The sequence below is a fragment of the Tsukamurella conjunctivitidis genome (assembly GCF_007858475.1).
Taxonomy (GTDB): Bacteria; Actinomycetota; Actinomycetes; order Mycobacteriales; family Mycobacteriaceae; genus Tsukamurella; species Tsukamurella conjunctivitidis.
This window is the reverse complement of record NZ_VIGX01000021.1, coordinates 21,600-40,044: the sequence shown is the minus strand read 5'-3', so window position 1 is coordinate 40,044 and position 18,445 is coordinate 21,600. Positions and strand designations below refer to the sequence as shown.

Below are 18,445 nucleotides of genomic sequence, written 5' to 3'. Positions count from 1 at the left end.
AGCATAACCGGACCGCGGTCCGATGTATTCCTGCGCGGGCGGATCCGCCCGGAACATCCCCGGATGACCGTTCCTAGGCGGCCCCGTGGAAGACCGCCTCCACGTTGTTGCCATCGGGATCCCGCACGAAGGCGCCGTAGTAGCCGGGATGGTATTCGGGCCACAGGCGCGGCGCGTGCAGCGATTCCGCGCCCAGTTCGAGCGCGACGCGGTGGAACTCGTCGACGGTCGCGGTATCGGCCGCGGCGAAGGCGATGTGCGCCTCCCGGTTCGACGCACCCCCCGCCGCGCCGGAGATCCAGAAGACGGGCTGCTCCGAGCCGTACCCCACGGCCACGTCGAAGTCCATGAGCCGCCGCGAGCCCAGCACCGCCAGCACGCCGTCGTAGAACCGCTTCGCGGCGTCCAGGTCGGCACAGTTGATCCCGAAGTGGTCGATCATGACGGCTCCTCGCCCGATGCCGGGCGCCCGCTGCGCCCGCGACGTCCTCAGGTGTAGCACCCCCGGACGACAGGTTTCAGGCCAATGCGGCGCGTGCCGCCTCCCGCGCGGCGTGCGGGTCCGTGGCGGCGACCGCGGCCTCCGCCGCCCACCGGCACTGCTGCAGCGTCACGCCGCCGACCCTCGCGCCGACCGCGGCCGCGGCGCCCGCAGCGCACGACAGCGACGTCACGCCCAGGCCCACGAGCACGCACGCGAGCAGCGGGTCGGCCGCGGCCTCGCCGCACACGCCCACCGGCTTGTCCGCATCGGTGCCGGCCTGCGCGGTGAGCTGGATCAGGCGCAGCACTGCGGGCTGCCACGGATCGGTGAGGGCGGCGAGCTCGGTGCTCATCCGGTCGGCCGCCATCGCGTACTGGGTGAGGTCGTTGGTGCCGATCGAGACGAAGTCGACCTCCGCCAGGACGGCGGCGGCGCACAGCGCCACGGCCGGGACCTCGACCATGACCCCCGCAGTCAGGCCCCGGCCGCGGCATTTCGCGGCGAAGTCGCGGGCCTCCGCCGCGGTGGCGATCATCGGGGCCATCACCCACGGCTGCGCGGCCGCGCCCTCGGCCGCGGCGGCGATCGCGTCCAGCTGCCGGTCCAGCAGCCCGGGATCGGTCTCGGCGATCCGGATGCCGCGCACGCCCAGCGCGGGGTTCTCCTCCTCGCCGTGATCGATGAACTTGAGCGGCTTGTCCGAGCCCGCGTCCAACGTGCGGATCACGACCTTCTGCCCGGGGAAGGCGTCGATCACCTCGCGGTACAGCGCCGCCTGCTCCTCGACGGCGGGCTCGTCGACGCGGTCGAGGAAGGCGAGTTCGGTCCGGAACAGCCCGACGCCCTCCACCTGCCGCTCGGCAGCGGCGCGCGCCCCGGCGCCGTCCTGCACGTTGGCGAGGATGGCGACCGGGGCACCGTCGGACGTGTGGCCGGGGCCGCGCCACCGCGCGATCTCGGCCGCCTCCCGCGCCGCCTCCGCGACGCGACGCTGCGCCTCGCCCGCCTCCGGGGCGACGGTGACGGTGCCCGCGCCGCCGTCGAGCAGCACGGGCGTGCCCGCGTCGACGGTGCCGGCCTCCGCGAGTCCGACGATGCAGGGGATCCCGAGCTGCCGCGCGATGATCGCGGTGTGGCTGGTCGCGCCGCCGAGCCGGGTGCCGATCCCCACGATGAGTGCGGGATCGAGGCCGGCGGTATCGGCGGGCGCGAGGTCGTCGGCCAGCAGGATCGACGGTGCCTCCGGGACCGGCACGCCGGGCTCGGGTCCGCCGAGCAGCTCGGCGACGACGCGGTCGCGCACGTCGCGCAGGTCCGTCACCCGCTCGGCCATGAGGCCTCCGAGCTTGGTGAACATGTCCGCGAACTGCTCGGTCGCGGCGGCGACGGCGTTCGCGGCGGGCGTTCCGGTGCGGATCAGCTTCTCGGTCGTGCCGATCCAGGCCTTGTCGGAGGCGAGGCCCGCGTTCGCCCCGAGCACCTCGGCCGCGGCGCCCTGGGCCTGTGCGGCGCGCATCCGGAGCCGGTCGGCGACCGCCTGCGCTGCGGTCGAGAACCGCGCGGCCTCGGCGTCCCGGTCGCCCTCGGGAAGGTCGACGGGCGGCGGGACCTCGGGGCGCGCGCCCGGCCACATGACGGGGGCGTAGGCGACGCCGGGCACGACGGGGGTGCCGCTCAGGACGATGAGGTCACGTGCGGGCGCCTGCTGCGAAGTCATGTGACACAGATTACGAAATCCTCTTGACTTGTCAACACAAACAGGCGTAAAAACAGAAAAATCAAATCCATAACCACAGAAACCCACGAAATCGGAGGGTCATGTACGCGGAGGAACGACAGCGCGCGATCAGTGAACTGGTCGGCGGCCGTGGCCGCGCATCGGTCATGGAGCTGGCGGAACGGTTCGACGTGACCCCGGAGACGGTGCGCCGCGATCTGGACGTACTCGAGCGGCTCGGCGGCGTCCGCCGCGTGCACGGCGGCGTCGTGGCGGCGGGCGTTCTGGCCGGTGCCGAGTCCGGCCTGGGGGAGCGCGAGGGCACCAACGCCGAGGGGAAGCGCGCCATCGGCGTCGCCGCCCGGCGCTTCCTCCCGCCGGCCGGCGGCTCGGTGCTGTTCGACGCCGGGACCACGACCATCGCCGCCGCCCGCGAGGTTCCCGCCAACCTGCACATCACCGCGATCACCAACTCGGTGCCCGTGGCCGCGGCGCTGTCCATCCGCGAGACCGTGGAACTGCGACTGCTCGGCGGCCGCGTCCGGGGCCTCACCCAGGCCGCGGTCGGGGCGGGCACGGTAGCGGAGATCGCCGGCCTGCGGACCGACGTGGCGATCCTCGGGGCCAACGGCCTCAGCGCCGAGCGCGGCCTCTCCACGCCCGATGCCGACGAGGCCGCCGTCAAGACCGCGATGGTCCGTGCCGCCGACGTCGTGGTCCTGGTCGCCGACTCGTCCAAGTTCGCGCGGGAGAGCCTCGTCGCCTTCGCCGGGCTGGACGCGATCGATGTGCTGGTCACCGACGCGGCGCCCACCGGTGCGCTCGCGGCTGCGCTCGCGGATCATCGCGTCGACGTCGAGGTCGCCGCCCGATGATCGTGACCGTCACGGCCAACCCCAGCCTGGACCGATTGGTCGCGCTCGGCGCACCGCTGCGCCGCGGAGCCGTGCACCGCGCCGTCGGCGCGGCCGCCGACCCCGGCGGCAAGGGCGTCAACGTCTCCCGCGTGGTGCACGCCGCGGGCGAGGGCACCGTCGCCGTGCTCCCCGCCGATCAGGGCGATCCGCTGCTCGCCGGTCTCTCCCACCTCGGCGTCCCCGCCATCCCCGTGCCCGTGGGCCACGAGGTCCGCAGCAATATCACCGTGACCGAGCCCGACGGCACCACCACCAAGCTCAATGCGCCGGGGGCGCCACTGACGCCGGAGACCGTGCGCGCGCTCGAGGAGGCGATCGCCGCCGCCGCCGACGGTGCCGCATGGCTCGCCCTGTGCGGTTCGCTCCCGCCCGGCCTGCCGGACGACTGGTACGCGAGGCTCGCCGCGCGGCTCGGCGATCGCGCCGGCGGTGGCCCGCGCATCGCCGTCGACACGTCCGGCGCCGCGCTCGCCGCCTCCGCGGTGCGCGGCGTCGCGCTGCTCAAGCCCAACGCCGAGGAGCTCGCCGAACTGGTCGGGCTGGGCCCCCGTGCCGGCGCCGAGCTCGAATCCCGCGCCGCCGCCGGTGATCTCGCGCCCGCGCGCGCCGCCGCCGAGGATCTGCACCGCAGCACCGGCGGAACCGTGCTGGCCACGCTCGGCGCTGCGGGCGCGCTCCTCGTCACCGACGACGGTGCCTGGGCCGCGAGCCCGCCGCCGATCACGGTGCGCAGCACCGTCGGCGCCGGCGACAGTTCGCTCGCCGGCTACCTCATCGCTCACGCGCGCGGTGCGACGCCGCCGCAGCGCCTGTCCCTCGCGGTCGCCTACGGCGCCGCGGCCGCCGCACTGCCGGGCACCCGGGCGCCCCGACCGCAGGAACTCGCCGTCGCCGACGTGCGCGTCACCGACCTGTAATCCCCCTCGACCCCGATCCACCAGCAGAACCGGAGAACACTCCCATGACCGCACCGATCATCGCGCCCGAACTGGTCGCGCTCGACGTCTCGGCCGGTACCGACAAGTCCGAGGTGATCGCCTACCTCGCCGGCCGGATCGCCGAGGCCGGCCGTTCCCCCTCGGTCGACGGGCTGGTCGAGGCGGCGCTCGCCCGCGAGTCCCAGTCCGCGACCGGGCTGCCCGGCGGCATCGCCATCCCGCACTGCCGCACCGCGGCCGTCACCGCCGCGAGCCTCGGCTTCGCCCGGCTCGATCCGAAGGTCGACTTCGGCGCCCCCGACGGCGGTGCCGACCTCGTCTTCCTGATCGCCGCACCGGAATCCGGCGGCTCCCAGCACATGAAGCTGCTCAGCTCGCTCGCGCGGGCCCTGGTCCGGCCCGAGTTCACCGCCGCCCTCCGCGCGGCCGCGACCCCGCAGGAGGTCGTCGCGCTCGTCGAGGAGGTCATCGCCCCGAAGCCCGCGGAACCCAAGCCCGCGGAACAGAAGTCCACAGAACCCAAGCCCGAGCCGGCCGCTGCCGCCGCGGCGCCTGCGGCCCGGGCCGAGGGGAGCGCACCGTCGGGCAAGCCCTCGCTGGTCGCGATCACGGCCTGCCCCACGGGGATCGCGCACACCTACATGGCCGCCGACGCCCTCAAGCTGGCCGCCGAGCGCGCCGGCGTGGAGCTGACGGTCGAGACCCAGGGCTCCTCCGGTTCCACGCCGTTGTCGGCGCAGACCATCGCCGACGCGGGCGCCGTCATCTTCGCCACCGACGTGGGCGTCAAGGGGCGCGAGCGCTTCGCGGGCAAACCCGTCATCACCTCGGGCGTCAAGCGCGGCATCAACGAGCCGGACGCGATGATCGCCGAAGCCGTCGCCGCGGCCACCGATCCGCACGCCGTGACGGTCGACGGTGCCGGCGCCACGAGCGCCGAATCCGCCCCTGCGCAGGCGGGTCTCGGCGGACAGCTCAAGCGCGCCCTGCTCACCGGCGTGAGCTACATGATCCCGTTCGTCGCGGCGGGCGGCCTGCTCATGGCTCTCGGCTTCCTCCTGGCGGGTTACGAGATCGGCAGCGATCACGGCGCCGACGGCGTCTCGAACGGTGCCTACTTCGCGCTGCACAACTCTCTATGGAACCTGCCCGACGGAGGGTTGCTGCAGTACCTCGGCGGCGTGAGCTTCGCGATCGGGAAGGCCGCGATGGGGCTGATGATCCCCGTACTCGCCGGGTACATCGCCTACGCGATCGCCGACCGGCCGGGGCTCGCACCGGGATTCGTCGCGGGCGTGCTCGCGGGCACGGTGGACGCCGGCTTCATCGGCGGCGTGATCGGCGGTCTCCTCGCGGGCGTCGTCGCACTGTGGCTCTCGCGGATCCCGCTGCCGCAGTGGGCCCGCGGTCTGCAGCCCGTGGTGATCATCCCGCTGCTCGGCACCCTCGTCACCGGTGGCGTCATGTACATGTTCCTGGCCGGTCCGCTGCGCTGGGTCAACCAGGCGATGACCGATGCGCTCAACGGCATGAGCGGCAGCAGCAAGATCGCGCTCGGCGTGGTCCTCGGCCTCATGATGTGCTTCGACCTGGGCGGCCCGGTCAACAAGGCCGCCTACGCCTTCGGCGTCGCGGGCATCGGCCTTGGCACCGCCGGGGTGCCGCAGTGGGAGATCATGGCCGCGGTCATGGCGGCGGGCATGGTGCCGCCGCTGGCCCTCGCCCTCGCGACCTTCGTCCGGCCCGGCCTGTTCACCGAGCCCGAGCGGGAGAACGGCAAGGCGGCCCTGCCGCTCGGTCTGTGCTTCATCTCCGAGGGGGCCATCCCGTTCGCGGCGGCGGACCCGCTGCGGGTGATCCCCTCGATGATGCTCGGCGGCGCGGTCACGGGCGGCCTGTCGATGGCGCTCAGCGCGCAACTGCGCGCCCCGCACGGCGGTGTCTTCGTCATGTTCGCGACGAACGGGACCTGGCCGAAGTTCCTGCTCGCGCTCGTCGTCGGCGTCCTGGTGAGCGCCGTGGCCGTCGTCGCGGCGAAGAGCCTCGCCGGCCGGAGCGCCGCTGCGGCCGAATCCGCACAGCCCGCGGCCGTCGCCGCGTAATACTGGTCCGGACCACATCCGCCGCCGACCGGCTGCGCGGACTCCACCACCACCCCACGAGGAGAGACATGCCCAGCACCACCGTCGCCGTCGGATCGGCCGTCGGCCTGCACGCCCGCCCCGCCGCCGTGATCGCGAACGCCGTCAACGAGTCGGGCCACGAGGTCACCCTGTCCGTCGCCGGCGGCGAGCCGGTGGACGCCGGATCCGCGCTGATGATCATGACCCTGGGCGCCGAGCAGGGCGTGGAGGTCACCGTCGAATCCGCCGATCAGGGCACCGTCGACGCGATCGCGTCCCTCGTCGCCCAGGACCTCGACGCCTGAGCGGACCGTGCGACGCAGAAGGGGCGGCCGGATCGATCCGGCCGCCCCTTCTGCGTCGAGCCCGGTCTAGGTGACCGGCGCGATGCAGTAGCTCATGCGCTGCGGTGCGGCGTAGTTCAGGGCCGCCGAGCCGCGGCAGGTCAGCGGGGCGCCGGCCGCGCGCTCGATCACGCGGATCACGTTCGACGGTGCGCTGCCCAGCGCGGTCGGGCAGTCGACGGGGCGGATGTCGGTGGTGGCGACCCGGTCCTGCTTGACCTGGTAGCAGTTGCCCAGTGCGAGCTTGGGGACCACGCACAGCACCGAGCCGGCCGATTCGACGCGGGCGTAGCTCGGCAGGCTGCAGGCGGTCTTCGCGGCGGCCTTCTCGGCGACGGCGAAGCTGAAACCGTCGCCGTCGCATCCGGTGCGGGTGACGCGGTCCCCGGAGACGGTGACGCAGTCGCCGACCTCGACGGAACTGACCTGCGCGACCTCCGGGCTCGACGGCTTGACGCCGAGCAGCAGCGCCGCGGCGCCCACCACGAGCGCGGCGATCAGGCCGGAGTAGATCACCGAGCTGACCACCTTCCAGGTGGTGGTCGGCCGCACCTCGTCCAGCCGCCGGCCCACGGGCGTCGCCTCGAGGCGACGCCGGAGCGCGGCGAGACGCGGCTGCGCGGGCTGCAGAAAGGGCATCGACATAGTCTCAATCTTAACTTGAGACTCACTAGGTAACACAAGTCTCAGTTTTCACACATTGATCGGCGCGGCTGACCCACGGCGCCGACGCGGGCTCATTAGGCTTTGCGGCATGTCATTCGACGACGCGCCCGTCATCGCCGTGGGGCCGAAGCCCGATCCCGACTTCGACGCCGCGATCAGCGCCGGCGGCGGCGAGCCCGGCCCGTTGGCGCGGGCCGACGGCCTGGTCTGGACCGACTCCCGTGCGCCCCTGCCCACGCTGCCGCCGAGCGTGCGCTGGGTCCAACTGCCCTTCGCCGGTGTCGAGGGCTTCCTCGACAGCGGCGTCGTCACCGCCAACCCGAAGGTCGTCTTCACCTCGGCGGCCGGGGCATACTCCGGCACCGTCGCCGAGCAGGCGATCGCGCTCCTCCTCGCCGGCGTGCGCGGGCTCTGGCGGCGCGAGACCGCGTGGGACGCGGCCGGCGCCGCCGCGCGCACGGGCCGGCTCGGCGGCACGACGGTGGCGATCGTCGGCGCGGGCGGCATCGGACGGGACCTCATCCCGGCGCTCCGCGGACTCGGCGTCAAGGTCGTCGCCGTCAACCGGTCGGGTACCGACGTCTCCGACGCCGTGGTGGTGACCGCGGACCGGCTCGACGAGGTCTGGGCCGCCGTGGACCACGTGATCCTGGCGGCACCGTCGACCGCGGAGACCCGCGCCCTGGTGAACGCGAAGGTGCTGGAGCAGCTCAAGCCGCACTCGTGGATCATCAACGTCGCGCGGGGCTCGCTGATCGATACGGACGCCCTGGTCGCCGCGCTGCGCAAGGGCGCGATCGGCGGCGTCGGCCTGGATGTGACCGATCCCGAACCGCTGCCCGACGACCACCCGCTGTGGTCGATCCCCAACGCGATCATCACGCCGCACGTCGCGAACCCGCCGCAGCACCTTCGCCCCGCACTGCTCGCCCGCGTCGAGGTGAACGTTCGCCGCTTCGCCAACGACATGGAGCCGCTCGCCGTGATCGACGCCGACCGGGGCTACTGATGTCAGGCGGCCTCCCGGGGGCGCCGCCACCGGATCCGGATGAGGTCGACCTCATCGTCCGAGGCATCGTCGGGCTGGCCAAACGGATCCGCAGCGACGCCCGGTTCGTCGGCGCGGAGGTCTCCTACGTCGACTTCACGCTGCTGTTCGTCCTGCACGAATCTCCGGGGATCCGCGCGGTCGACCTGGCGGAGGCCGTCTCGATCGACAAGTCCACCGCCAGTCGCCAACTCGCGGGCCTGGAACGTCGGGGTCTGATCACCCGCGATGTCGATCCCGGCAACCCCCGCTCACGGCAGCTGCGCCTGACCGAGCGGGCCGAGCGGGTGCTGGCCGAGACGGACCGCGAATGGCGCCGCCGGATCGAGGCTCGGACGGCCGATTGGTCGCGTGAGGAATTGCGCACATTCGCGACACTGATCGACCGCTACATGAGCGTCGATCTGCCCGGCGATACCGCCCTCGACCAGCCCATTGTCGCCGCTAAGGACCCTACTTTCGAGTAAGTTTGGGTGTGTTATGGTCAGCCCACTGTTCTGTGCATCAGGCGACCAGCGTGCCCTCGCGATGCCCGGCGACCCCGGGCCTTCCGCGTAAATTCGCCTCCGTTCACACCGCGGCGGGGTCGTACACGCACGGATTCGCCGCGTTGCCGGAGCTCCGGGCGCGCATCCGCGGCCCGGTAGGGACGACAGGAACGAATCAATGAATGTCGGTGGACCGACCATGACCCCGCATCCGGGTCGGCAGTGGGAGTGCTGCGCATGATCATCGGAGCTTTGAAAGAGGCGCAGCCGGGCGAGACCCGCGTCGCCGCAACCCCCGCCACGGTGGCCCAGCTGATCAAGCTCGGCTACGAGGTGGTCGTGGACTCGGGCGCCGGTGCGGCGTCCTCGTTCGCGGATGAGGCCTACGTGGAGGCAGGCGCGTCGATCGGTGACGCTCGCGCCGCCGACATCGTGCTCGGTGTCAACGCCCCGTCGGCGGCCCAGCTCGACGGAATCCGCCCGGGCGCGACCGTCGCCGGGCTCCTTGCGCCCGCGCAGAACCCCGAGCTGCTCGAGGATCTGCGCCGCCGCGAGCTGACGGCTCTGGCCATGGAGTCGGTGCCGCGCATCTCGCGCGCGCAGTCGATGGACGTGCTGTCGTCGATGGCGAACATCGCCGGCTACCGCGCCGTGGTCGAGGCCGCGCACGTCTTCGGTCGCTTCTTCACCGGCCAGGTCACGGCGGCCGGCAAGGTCCCGCCGGCCAAGGTGCTCGTGGTGGGCGCCGGCGTCGCCGGTCTCGCCGCGATCGGCGCCGCCGGATCGCTGGGCGCCATCGTCCGCGCGACCGATCCGCGTCCCGAGGTGGCCGACCAGGTCGCGTCGCTGGGCGGCGAGTACCTCTCCGTGGCGAACGAGCAGGCCGAGGTCTCGGCCACCGGCTACGCCAAGGAGATGGACGACGACTACAAGGCACGCGAGGCGCAGCTGTACGCCGAGCAGTGCAAGGACGTCGACATCATCATCACCACGGCCCTGATCCCCGGGCGCCCGGCGCCGCGGATCATCTCCGAGGAGATGGTCGCGTCGATGAAGCCCGGCAGCGTCATCGTCGACATGGCGGCGCAGAACGGCGGCAACGTCGCGGGCACCGTCAAGGACGAGGCGATCGTCACGCCGAACGGCGTCACCATCATCGGCTACACCGACCTCGCGGGCCGCCTGCCCGCGCAGGCCTCGCAGCTGTACGGCACGAACCTCGTCAACCTGCTCAAGCTGGTGACGCCCGAGAAGGACGGGCAGCTCGTGCTCGACTTCGAGGACCCGGTCCAGCGGTCGATCACCGTGACCCGCGCGGGTGAGCTGCTGTTCCCGCCGCCGCCCGTGCAGGTGTCGGCCGCGCCCAAGGCGGCGCCCGCCGCCGAGGCCGAGGCGAAGCCCGTCAAGGAGCCGATGTCGGCCTCGAAGAAGGTCTCGCTCACCCTCGTGGGGGTCGTCCTCTTCGGCCTGCTCATCAGCTTCTCGCCGAACCCGCTGCCGCAGCACTTCACCGTGCTCATGCTGGCGATCGTCATCGGCTACTACGTCATCGGCAACGTGGCGCACGCGCTGCACACGCCGCTGATGTCGGTCACCAACGCCATCTCCGGCGTGGTGGTGGTCGGCGCCCTGCTGCAGGTCGCCACCAACACCACCACGGTCCTGGTGCTGTCGACGATCGCGATCCTGGTCGCGTCGATCAACATCTTCGGTGGCTTCGCGGTCACCCGCCGCATGCTCGCCATGTTCAGCAAGGGGGCATGAGCCAACCATGAGTATCACTGCAATCTCCGTTGCGGCGTACATCGTCGCGTCGCTGCTGTTCATCCTCTCGCTGGCCGGGCTGTCGAAGCACGAGACCTCCAAGAGCGGCCTGACCTACGGCATCGCCGGCATGGGTATCGCCCTCGTGGCGACGATCGCGCTGGTGATCGACAAGGTCCTGCAGCCCGAGCTCGACCTGACCTGGCTGCCGGTGGCCCTGCTGGTCGGCGCCATCATCGTCGGCGCCCTCATCGGTTTCTGGCGCGCGCGCATCGTCGAGATGACGGGCATGCCCGAGCTCATCGCGCTGCTGCACTCCTTCGTGGGCCTGGCCGCCGTCCTCATCGGCTGGAACGGCGCGATCGAGGGCTTCGACACCACGGGCGTCAACCCCGATGACATCCGGTCGCTGACCAACATCCACGAGGCCGAGATCGCGATCGGCATCTTCATCGGTGCGGTCACCCTGACCGGCTCGATCGTCGCCAACCGCAAGCTGTCCGGGAAGATGAAGTCGGCGCCGCTCATGCTGCCCGGCAAGAACCTCATCAACGTCGGCTCGATCGTGGTCTTCGTCGTGCTCACCGCCGTGTACGTCTCGCGCGACACGCACCACGACACGACCTCGCTGATCCTGCTCGGCGTCATCACCGCGCTCGCCCTGTTCCTGGGGTGGCACCTGGTCGCCTCGATCGGCGGCGGCGACATGCCCGTCGTCATCTCGATGCTCAACAGCTACTCGGGTTGGGCCGCGGCCGCGTCGGGCTTCCTGCTGAGCAACGACCTGCTCATCGTGACCGGTGCGCTCGTCGGCTCCTCGGGTGCGTACCTGAGCTACATCATGTGCAAGGCGATGAACCGCTCGTTCATCTCCGTGATCGCGGGCGGCTTCGGCATCGAGGCCGGCCCGGCCGACGACAAGGACTACGGCGAGCACCGCGAGGTCAACGCCGACCAGGTCGCCGAGCTCCTCACCGGCGCGAAGTCCGTCGTCATCACCCCGGGCTACGGCATGGCCGTCGCCCAGGCGCAGTACGGCGTGGCCGAGCTGACCAGCGAGCTCCGGAAGAAGGGCGTGAACGTCCGGTTCGGCATCCACCCGGTCGCGGGTCGCCTGCCCGGCCACATGAACGTGCTCCTCGCCGAGGCGAAGGTGCCGTACGACGTGGTGCTCGAGATGGACGAGATCAACGACGACTTCCCCGAGACCGACGTGGTCCTGGTGATCGGCGCCAACGACACCGTGAACCCGGCGGCGGCCGAGGATCCGAGCAGCCCCATCGCGGGCATGCCCGTCCTCGAGGTCTGGAACGCCGAGAACGTGATCGTCTTCAAGCGGTCCATGGCCGCCGGTTACGCCGGCGTCCAGAACCCGCTGTTCTTCCGCGAGAACTCGGCGATGCTCTTCGGCGACGCCAAGGACCGCGTGCAGGACATCCTCTCCGCGATGCGCTGACGCGCGGAGGGACCTCGGGCCCGGCATCGTCCAAGGACGGTGCCGGGCCCGAGTCGTTTCCGAGGGCCTAGGTCCAGGCCTCCTCGATGCGCACGTCGCCGTCGGTGAACGGCAGATCCTTCCCGACGGTGTCCGGACGATCCAGTACCGAGGCCGCTACCAGCGCGACGTTCGCGCGCGACGTGCCGGGGTTGTCCGCGGACCGCACCGCCTCGGGATCCACCCGCCCCGTGGGCTCGTCGAGGGTGAGGCGGCCCGGCATGAGCACGGTCCAATCCAGGTCGGAGGCCCGCAGCGCCACGTCCGCGGCGGCCTTCGCCTCGGCGTAGGGGAAGAAGGAATCCGTCTCCGGGACGCCGTGATCGGGGGCGGCGCCGAGGTAGGAGACCATCACGTAGCGCTTCGCGCCGGCGGCTTCGGCGGCCTGGACGGAGCGGATCGCCGCGTCGCGGTCCACCGCGTAGGTGCGCGCCGGGTCGCCGCCGCCGGCGCCCGCGGAGAAGACCACCGCGTCGGCGCCCGCGAGCGCCGCCGCGATCTCCTCGCGCGACGCCTGCTCCACGTCGAGGACGAGGGGTTTCGCGCCGGTCGCGGCGACGTCCGCCGCGTGCTCCGGATTGCGGATCCACGAGGTGACCGCGTCGCCCCGGGAGCTGAGGACGCGCGCCAGGATCAGCGCGATCTTGCCGTGTCCACCGATGATCGTGACAGCTGCCATGCATTCCAACGTACGCGCCTCGACGTGTGTGGGATCGTGACCGCTCAGCGGCGACGATCGCACACTCGTGTCAGCCGCCGAGGGGCATCGTCGCGAGCCGCAGGGCCAGGAGCAGGAGCAGGGCTCCGATGCCGAGGTTGATCCCGCGCCACACCGCCGGCCGTCCGAGGACTCCGGACATGCGCCGCGCGCCGAAGCCGAGCAGGCAGAACCAGGCGATGCTCGCGACCACGGCGCCGAGAGCGAACCACCAGCGGTCGCCCGCGTAGCGCGTGGACGCCGAGCCGAGCAGCAGCACGGTGTCGAGGTAGACGTGCGGGTTCAGCCAGGTGAGCGCCACCACTCCCGTCACGACGGCCGCGACGGACGCGCCCCCGTCGCCGCCCGCGACGAGTCCCTCGGACCGGCGCGCCGACCACAGCGATCGCAGGCCGTAGCCGACCAGCACGACGACGCCCGCCCACTTCACCACCTCGAGGAGCAGCGGCCGCCCCGAGACGGCGGCGCCGAGGCCCGCGACCCCGGCGAGGATCAGGGCCACATCCGAGGCGATGCACACCGCGATCACGGCGCCCAGACCGCGGCCGCGCACGCCCACCTGCAGGACGTAGGCGTTCTGGGCGCCGATCGCCACGATGAGCGAGAGTCCGAGCCCGAGGCCGGCGAGGAGTGCGGAGGTCATGGCGTCGACGCTAGGAGGGCGGTGCGCATTAGCGCCAATGCGAAAAGTCGATCACCCATTAGAATCACTTCATGCTGAGCGGGCATCATCTGGAGACCCTCATCGCGGTGGTCGAGGAGGAGAGCTTCGGCGCCGCCGCGTCCCGATTGCGCATCACGCAGTCCGCGGTCAGCCAGCGGATCCGTGCGCTCGAACAGCAGGTGGGCCACGTCGTGGTCACGCGGGAGGGCCCCTGCCGCCCCACCGCGCAGGGCGAGGTGCTGCTCGGCCTGGCACGCGGCGTCGCCTCCCTGGAGGCCGATGCGCTGGGCCGGCTCGCGGGCGGCGCGCGGTCGGCCGTGCTCGACGTGGGCGTGAACGCGGACTCGCTCGCCACCTGGTTCCGGGACGTCATCGCAGCCGTCGCCGCCCTTCCCGACGGTCCGCTGTTGCGTCTCGTCGTCGACGACGAGCACCACACCGCGGACCTGCTCCGCGCCGGCTCGGTGCTCGCCGCCATCACCACGGACCCGGAACCGGTGCAGGGCTGCGCCGTCGAGTACCTCGGAACCATGCGCTACCTCCCCGTGTGCACGCCGGCGTACGCGGCGCGGTGGCGCATCGCCGGGCGGTGGCGGTGGCGCGAGATGCCGGTCGTCCAGTTCGACCTGCGCAAGGACGAACTGCAGAACAAGGTGCTCCACCGCCGCGGGATCAAGGAGGCCCCGCCGATGCACCGGATCCCGTCCTCCGAGGCCTTCACGCACGCCGTCCGCGCCGGGCTCGGCTGGGGCAGCCTGCCCGAGGCGGACCTCGGCGACGCCCTCGACCGCGGCGCGCTGATCCGACTCACGGACGACACCGTGGACGTGAAGCTGTACTGGCAGTCGTGGCGGTTGCACACGCGCGCCACCGAGCGGCTGGCCGACGCGATCCACGCCGCGGCGGCGGTCCACCTGCGCTGATATCTCGCCGTCCGGCGGTGCGCGGGGGTACCTTGGCGCTCATGCCGGATCACGCAGCGCCGCACCCGCTCCGCACGCTCCACGAGGGGCTCACCGACCTCGATCGCCGGCTCTTCGACGCCGTCGCCGACTCGCCCAGCCCGCTCCTCGACCTCACCATGCGGCCGCTGTCCGCCGCGGCCGACCACTCGAAACTGTGGATGGTCGTCGCCGCGGGCCTCGGCGGCGTGGGCGGACTGTCCGCACGCCGCGGCGCCGTGCGCGGCATCGCCTCGCTCGCGGTCACGAGCCTCGTCGTCAACCAGGGGCTCAAGCGGACCTTCCCGCGGCGACGCCCGGTCCACGCCGGCGTGCCGCTCAAACGGGCCCGCCGCCAGCCCACGTCGACCTCGTTCCCCTCCGGGCACTCCGCCGCCGCGGCCGCCTTCGCGATCGGTGTCGGCTTGGAGAACCGCATCGCCGGGTACGCGCTCGCGGGCCTCGCCGGCGCGGTGGGCTTCTCCCGGATCGCGACGGGCGCCCACTACCCCGGCGACGTGCTGGCGGGATTCGCCGTCGGCGCGGGCATCGCGGTCGCGGGTGCCCGCCTCGTGCCGCCCGTCGACGACAGCCGCACCATGACGCCGGAGCCCACCGTCGAGCGGATCGAGACGGATCCCGACGGTGCCGGCCTCGTCGTGGTGCTCAACCCCGCCTCGGGCGACGGCACGGGCACCCGGGTCGCCGAGGAGATCCGGCGCACCCTCCCGCGGGCAGAGATCGTGGAGCTGGATCGGGATTCCGATATCGATGCCATCGCCGCCGACGCGGCGGAACGCGCACAGTTGCTCGGCGTCGCCGGTGGCGACGGCACGGTCGCCACCCTCGCCGCGCACGCCGTCGCGGCGCAGAAGCCGCTGGCGGTCTTCCCCGCCGGCACCTTCAACCACTTCGCGAAGGACATCGGCGCCGAGACCGTCGCCGCGGTCGTGGAGTCGATCCGCAGCGGCCGGATCGCCCACGTCGACGTCGTCTGGCTCAACGACGAGAAGCTCCTGCTCAACACCGCCAGCATCGGCGCCTACCCGGAGTTCGTCCGGACCCGCACGCGGTATCAGCGGCGCCGGATCGGCCGCATCGCCGCGACCGTGCGCGCGATGCGCAAGATCATGCGCGACTCGGCGCCGGTCACGGTGCGGATCGAGGGCAGACCGGCCGTCGTCTCGTTCTTCTTCCTCGGGAACTCGATGTACGGCGCGCCGAGTTTCGTGCCGGGCCGCCGCTCCCGCCTCGACGACGGCGTGCTCGACGTGCGGTACCTCGAGGACGGGCACCGCAATGCCACGGCCCGCCTGTTCGCCTCGTGGATCAGCGGGCGGATCCGCAACTCCAAGGTCTACCGCGAGGTGCAGGCCCCCGTCGTCACCATCGAGGCCGACGAGCCCTTCCGCGTGGCGCACGACGGCGAGGCCGGGGAACTGCACACCCGCGCGCGGTTCCGGGTGGACTACCGCGCGCTGCGGGTCTTCGGGACCAGCCTCACGCGGTGAATCTCACGAGAGCCCCAGCAGGGTCATCTCGTTCGCCGCGATGTCCGCGGCGATGAGTGTGCCGGTGCCGCCGCCCGTCCCGGTCCCGTCGGGGCGGGTGTGCACGGTGTTGACCACCCCGACGGCGGTGAACGTCCCGTCGGGCCAGCGGGCGTAGACGGGGCCGCCCGAGTCGCCCTCCACGGCCGGGATCCCGGCCCAGGTGACCCGGGTGCCGGTCACGTCGTCGAGGACCCCGCAGTGCCGGCCGGTCCGGGCGCCGACGATGCAGATCTCCGGCCGTCCCGCGCGCAGTTCCTCGGTGGCGCTGACGCCGCGGACGGGGCCGATCGCGGGGGCGACGGGGGCGACGTCGCTCCCCGCCAGTTGGATGATCGCGATGTCCTGGCCGCGGTCGTTGCGCGTGGCCTTGATGTACTCCCCGAACGGTGTGCTGCCGCCGCCGGGCGTCAGGTACCGGGCGACGGGCGTGCGGCCGGGCTGCGCCTTCCCGGCCTGCTCGGCGCAGTGCCCCGCGGTGAAGGCCACGACCTCGCCGCCGGGGTAGCGGGCCAGGAAGCCCAGCGTGCAGACGCTCGAATCCACGCCGAACGGGTCGGCGAAGGTCGTGATCCCCGCGCCGGTCGTGGGCTTCGGGGCCGTTGCGGGGGTGAGGCCCGGCGCGACCACGTCGTACGGCCGCACGACGGGGGTCGTCGCCACGACCCCCGGGCTCGACGGTGCCTGCGGCGCCGCGACCTCGTCCTGCTGGATCACCGCGCAGCCGCCGAGTACGGCGAAGCCCATTGCGCACGCCGCGACCCGCAGCGGGCGGCGGGTGGTGGTCACCGACCCAGCGTAGGGCGTCAGGCCCGCGAGCGGATGGCCTCGGCGACGGCGGAGATCGCCAGCGCCCGCACCACGTCGACCTTGGCCTCCACCTGCCCGGTGGCGGCGGAGATGAAGGCATCGCCGTCGAAACGGGTGTGCGGGGGATCGATGGCGCGGGCGAGACCGTCGTGCGCGCCCTGCGCGAGGATCAGGCACTCGATCTTCGTGAGCTTCGCGTTGGTGATCACCACCCCGATGGTGGTGTTCTGGCGGTTGCCGCCGAAGGGCTCGTAGTCCCCGAAGTCGGTGCCCCCGGCCTCGCCGGTGAGGATCTCGCCGAAGGCGTTCACCGCGCACAGTGCGCCCACGACCACCTCGCCCGCGCGGACCTCGGCGTACGCCAGGCCGGCGTCGTGGAGGTTCTCGAGGCCGCGCGCCTTGCCGGTGGTGGCGCCGGTGCCCGCGCCGATCAGGCCGTGCAGCTCGACGTCGTCGCTCGCGGAAGCGGCTGCCGCGTAGCCGTTCTCTGCGGTCGGGCGGACCGTCGGATCGCCCACCATGAGGTCGAACAGGCCCAGCGTGGGAACGATCGGCACACGGCCGGCGACGGTCTCCACGCCGCGGCCCTCCTCCTCGAGGCGGCGCATCACCCCGTCGGCGGCGGCGAGCCCGAAGGCCGAACCGCCCGTGAGCACCGCGGCGTGGATCTCCTCGACGGAGCGCTCGGGGGAGAGCAGGTCGAACTCGCGGGAGGCGGGCGCGCCGCCGCGCACCTCCCCGGACCCGACGGTTCCGTCGGGGAAGGTCACGACGGTGCAGCCGGTGCGCGCGGCGGCGTCGGTGAAGTGGCCGACGCGGACGCCGGGGACGGTGACGCTCGGGACGACGGGCATGTCCCCCAGGCTACGACGGTGCCTCCGACCGCGGGCGGCCGCGGGTCAGGCGCGGCCGGGCGCGTACGCCGCTTCGTACGCGGCGCGCGTCGCATCGCGGCGCTCGGCGACGGCCGGGTTCTCGAGCTCCGGGTCGAGCCCGTTCTTCTCCAGCCGGCGGGCGCGGTTGGGGCGCATGTACGCGGCGTTGTAGAAGACGGCGAGCAGCGCGCCGAGCAGCACCGTGGCGCCGCGCAGCGCCAGTGGCCCGGGCAGGAGCATCAGGAGGGCGTACACCGGCAGGACCGCGAGCTGGCCGCGGACCAGGTGCCGCGCCGCCCAGGTGCGGCGGGTGAGGGTGCGGCGCACCCACTCCCGGTTCCTCGCCGGCAGCGAGCCGGTGTAGACCCAGGCGAGGTAGTGCAGCGGATCCGGGCGGTGGACGGCGTTCATCGGGACTCCTTCAGTGCGCCCGCGGCGAGCGCTTTGGCGTTGACGGTGGTGAGCACGCGGTGCAGGGCCTCGAGCTCGGCGAGACTGGCGCCGAGGCTCTCGATCACGGCGGGCGGCACCGCGAGGGCGCGCTCGCGCAGCTCGCGGCCGGCGTCGGTGAGCTCGACGTCGATCCGCCGCTCGTCGTCGGCGGCGCGGCCGCGGGTGAGCAGGCCCTGCGCCTCGAGCCGCTTGAGCAGCGGGCTCAGCGTCGGCGAGTCCAGCTGCAGCGCCTCGGCGATCTCCTTGACCGACCGGGGCGATGCCTCCCACAGCGCGAGCATCACGAGGTACTGCGGATGCGTGAGCCCCATCGGCGCGAGGATCGGCCGGTAGACCGAGAGGACGGCGCGGTTGGCGACGGCCAGCGCGAAGCAGACCTGGCGCTCCAGGGCGAGCGGATCGGGATCTGTCATACCCCGACGCTAGCAGATAGGTAGTGCACTAATCAAT

The 18,445-nt window shown here is 72.6% G+C and carries 19 protein-coding genes; 10 read left to right on the top strand and 9 right to left on the bottom strand.

Translation table 11 applies throughout. The features are described 5' to 3' along the window. Positions 1-73: 73 nt before the first annotated feature. Complete coding sequence (locus FK530_RS21565; protein ID WP_146489027.1) at positions 74-442, bottom strand: VOC family protein; 369 nt, start codon at positions 440-442, stop codon at positions 74-76. 76 nt (positions 443-518) lie between these two features. Beyond that, on the bottom strand, positions 519-2,201 hold the full coding sequence (locus FK530_RS21560; RefSeq protein ID WP_146489026.1) for a putative PEP-binding protein: 1,683 nt from the start codon (positions 2,199-2,201) through the stop codon (positions 519-521). A 101-nt stretch (positions 2,202-2,302) separates the two neighbouring features. Here FK530_RS21560 and FK530_RS21555 point away from each other — a divergent pair, with 101 nt between their 5' ends. The 4 genes from FK530_RS21555 to FK530_RS21540 all read left to right on the top strand — a co-directional run bounded on the left by FK530_RS21555 (position 2,303) and on the right by FK530_RS21540 (position 6,484). Further along, positions 2,303-3,076, top strand: a complete 774-nt coding sequence (locus FK530_RS21555; protein WP_146489025.1) for a DeoR/GlpR family DNA-binding transcription regulator — start codon at positions 2,303-2,305, stop codon at positions 3,074-3,076. After that, entirely contained in the window at positions 3,073-4,035 is a 963-nt protein-coding gene (locus FK530_RS21550; RefSeq protein ID WP_146489024.1) for a 1-phosphofructokinase family hexose kinase, read from the top strand. Before FK530_RS21555 ends, FK530_RS21550 begins: the two co-directional genes overlap by 4 nt. Before the next feature lie 44 nt (positions 4,036-4,079). Then, the gene (locus FK530_RS21545; protein WP_146489023.1) at positions 4,080-6,158 is read left to right on the top strand and encodes a PTS fructose transporter subunit IIABC; all 2,079 of its coding nucleotides are present in this window, start codon (positions 4,080-4,082) and stop codon (positions 6,156-6,158) included. Between the two features lie 68 nt (positions 6,159-6,226). Then, positions 6,227-6,484 carry an HPr family phosphocarrier protein gene (locus FK530_RS21540; RefSeq protein WP_146489022.1) on the top strand — a complete coding sequence of 86 codons (258 nt, stop codon included), beginning with the start codon at positions 6,227-6,229 and terminating at the stop codon, positions 6,482-6,484. A 66-nt stretch (positions 6,485-6,550) separates the two neighbouring features. On the opposite strand, the gene FK530_RS21535 is transcribed toward FK530_RS21540, so the two are convergent. Then, entirely contained in the window at positions 6,551-7,168 is a 618-nt protein-coding gene (locus tag FK530_RS21535) for a hypothetical protein (RefSeq protein ID WP_146489021.1), read from the bottom strand. 109 nt (positions 7,169-7,277) lie between these two features. On the opposite strand from FK530_RS21535, the gene FK530_RS21530 reads away from it, so the two are divergent. The 4 genes from FK530_RS21530 to pntB all read left to right on the top strand — a co-directional run bounded on the left by FK530_RS21530 (position 7,278) and on the right by pntB (position 11,945). Continuing rightward, positions 7,278-8,198, top strand: coding sequence for a D-isomer specific 2-hydroxyacid dehydrogenase family protein (locus FK530_RS21530; RefSeq protein ID WP_146489020.1), 921 nt, complete (start codon positions 7,278-7,280; stop codon positions 8,196-8,198). Beyond that, on the top strand, positions 8,198-8,704 hold the full coding sequence (locus tag FK530_RS21525) for a MarR family winged helix-turn-helix transcriptional regulator (protein ID WP_146489019.1): 507 nt from the start codon (positions 8,198-8,200) through the stop codon (positions 8,702-8,704). The genes FK530_RS21530 and FK530_RS21525 overlap by 1 nt, the downstream gene beginning before the upstream one ends. A 258-nt stretch (positions 8,705-8,962) precedes the next feature. Next, positions 8,963-10,489 (top strand): Re/Si-specific NAD(P)(+) transhydrogenase subunit alpha, encoded by a 1,527-nt coding sequence (locus FK530_RS21520; protein ID WP_146489018.1) that lies wholly within the window; start codon positions 8,963-8,965, stop codon positions 10,487-10,489. Positions 10,490-10,496: 7 nt separating this feature from the next. After that, complete coding sequence (gene pntB / locus FK530_RS21515) at positions 10,497-11,945, top strand: Re/Si-specific NAD(P)(+) transhydrogenase subunit beta (RefSeq protein WP_146489017.1); 1,449 nt, start codon at positions 10,497-10,499, stop codon at positions 11,943-11,945. Positions 11,946-12,012: 67 nt separating this feature from the next. On the opposite strand, the gene FK530_RS21510 is transcribed toward pntB, so the two are convergent. Together FK530_RS21510 and FK530_RS21505 are read right to left on the bottom strand one after the other, a co-directional pair. Further along, positions 12,013-12,663: an NAD(P)H-binding protein gene (locus FK530_RS21510; protein ID WP_146489016.1), complete on the bottom strand. Its 651-nt coding sequence runs from the start codon at positions 12,661-12,663 to the stop codon at positions 12,013-12,015. 70 nt (positions 12,664-12,733) lie between these two features. Continuing rightward, entirely contained in the window at positions 12,734-13,345 is a 612-nt protein-coding gene (locus FK530_RS21505) for a LysE/ArgO family amino acid transporter (protein ID WP_146489015.1), read from the bottom strand. Between the two features lie 71 nt (positions 13,346-13,416). Here FK530_RS21505 and FK530_RS21500 point away from each other — a divergent pair, with 71 nt between their 5' ends. Together FK530_RS21500 and FK530_RS21495 are read left to right on the top strand one after the other, a co-directional pair. After that, positions 13,417-14,289 carry a LysR family transcriptional regulator ArgP gene (locus tag FK530_RS21500; RefSeq protein WP_146489014.1) on the top strand — a complete coding sequence of 291 codons (873 nt, stop codon included), beginning with the start codon at positions 13,417-13,419 and terminating at the stop codon, positions 14,287-14,289. A gap of 32 nt (positions 14,290-14,321) precedes the next feature. Beyond that, the gene (locus tag FK530_RS21495; RefSeq protein WP_410468463.1) at positions 14,322-15,818 is read left to right on the top strand and encodes a bifunctional phosphatase PAP2/diacylglycerol kinase family protein; all 1,497 of its coding nucleotides are present in this window, start codon (positions 14,322-14,324) and stop codon (positions 15,816-15,818) included. A 3-nt stretch (positions 15,819-15,821) separates the two neighbouring features. Here FK530_RS21495 and FK530_RS21490 read toward each other — a convergent pair whose 3' ends face one another. From FK530_RS21490 to FK530_RS21475, 4 genes are read right to left on the bottom strand one after another with little or no spacing between them, the layout of a single operon-like run. Further along, positions 15,822-16,646: a chymotrypsin family serine protease gene (locus FK530_RS21490; protein ID WP_146489012.1), complete on the bottom strand. Its 825-nt coding sequence runs from the start codon at positions 16,644-16,646 to the stop codon at positions 15,822-15,824. 17 nt (positions 16,647-16,663) lie between these two features. Beyond that, on the bottom strand, positions 16,664-17,521 hold the full coding sequence (locus tag FK530_RS21485) for a P1 family peptidase (RefSeq protein WP_146489011.1): 858 nt from the start codon (positions 17,519-17,521) through the stop codon (positions 16,664-16,666). A gap of 45 nt (positions 17,522-17,566) precedes the next feature. Then, positions 17,567-17,953 (bottom strand): DUF5313 family protein, encoded by a 387-nt coding sequence (locus FK530_RS21480; RefSeq protein WP_146489010.1) that lies wholly within the window; start codon positions 17,951-17,953, stop codon positions 17,567-17,569. Next, entirely contained in the window at positions 17,950-18,408 is a 459-nt protein-coding gene (locus FK530_RS21475; protein ID WP_146489009.1) for a MarR family winged helix-turn-helix transcriptional regulator, read from the bottom strand. The genes FK530_RS21480 and FK530_RS21475 overlap by 4 nt, the downstream gene beginning before the upstream one ends. Positions 18,409-18,445 lie beyond the last annotated feature (37 nt).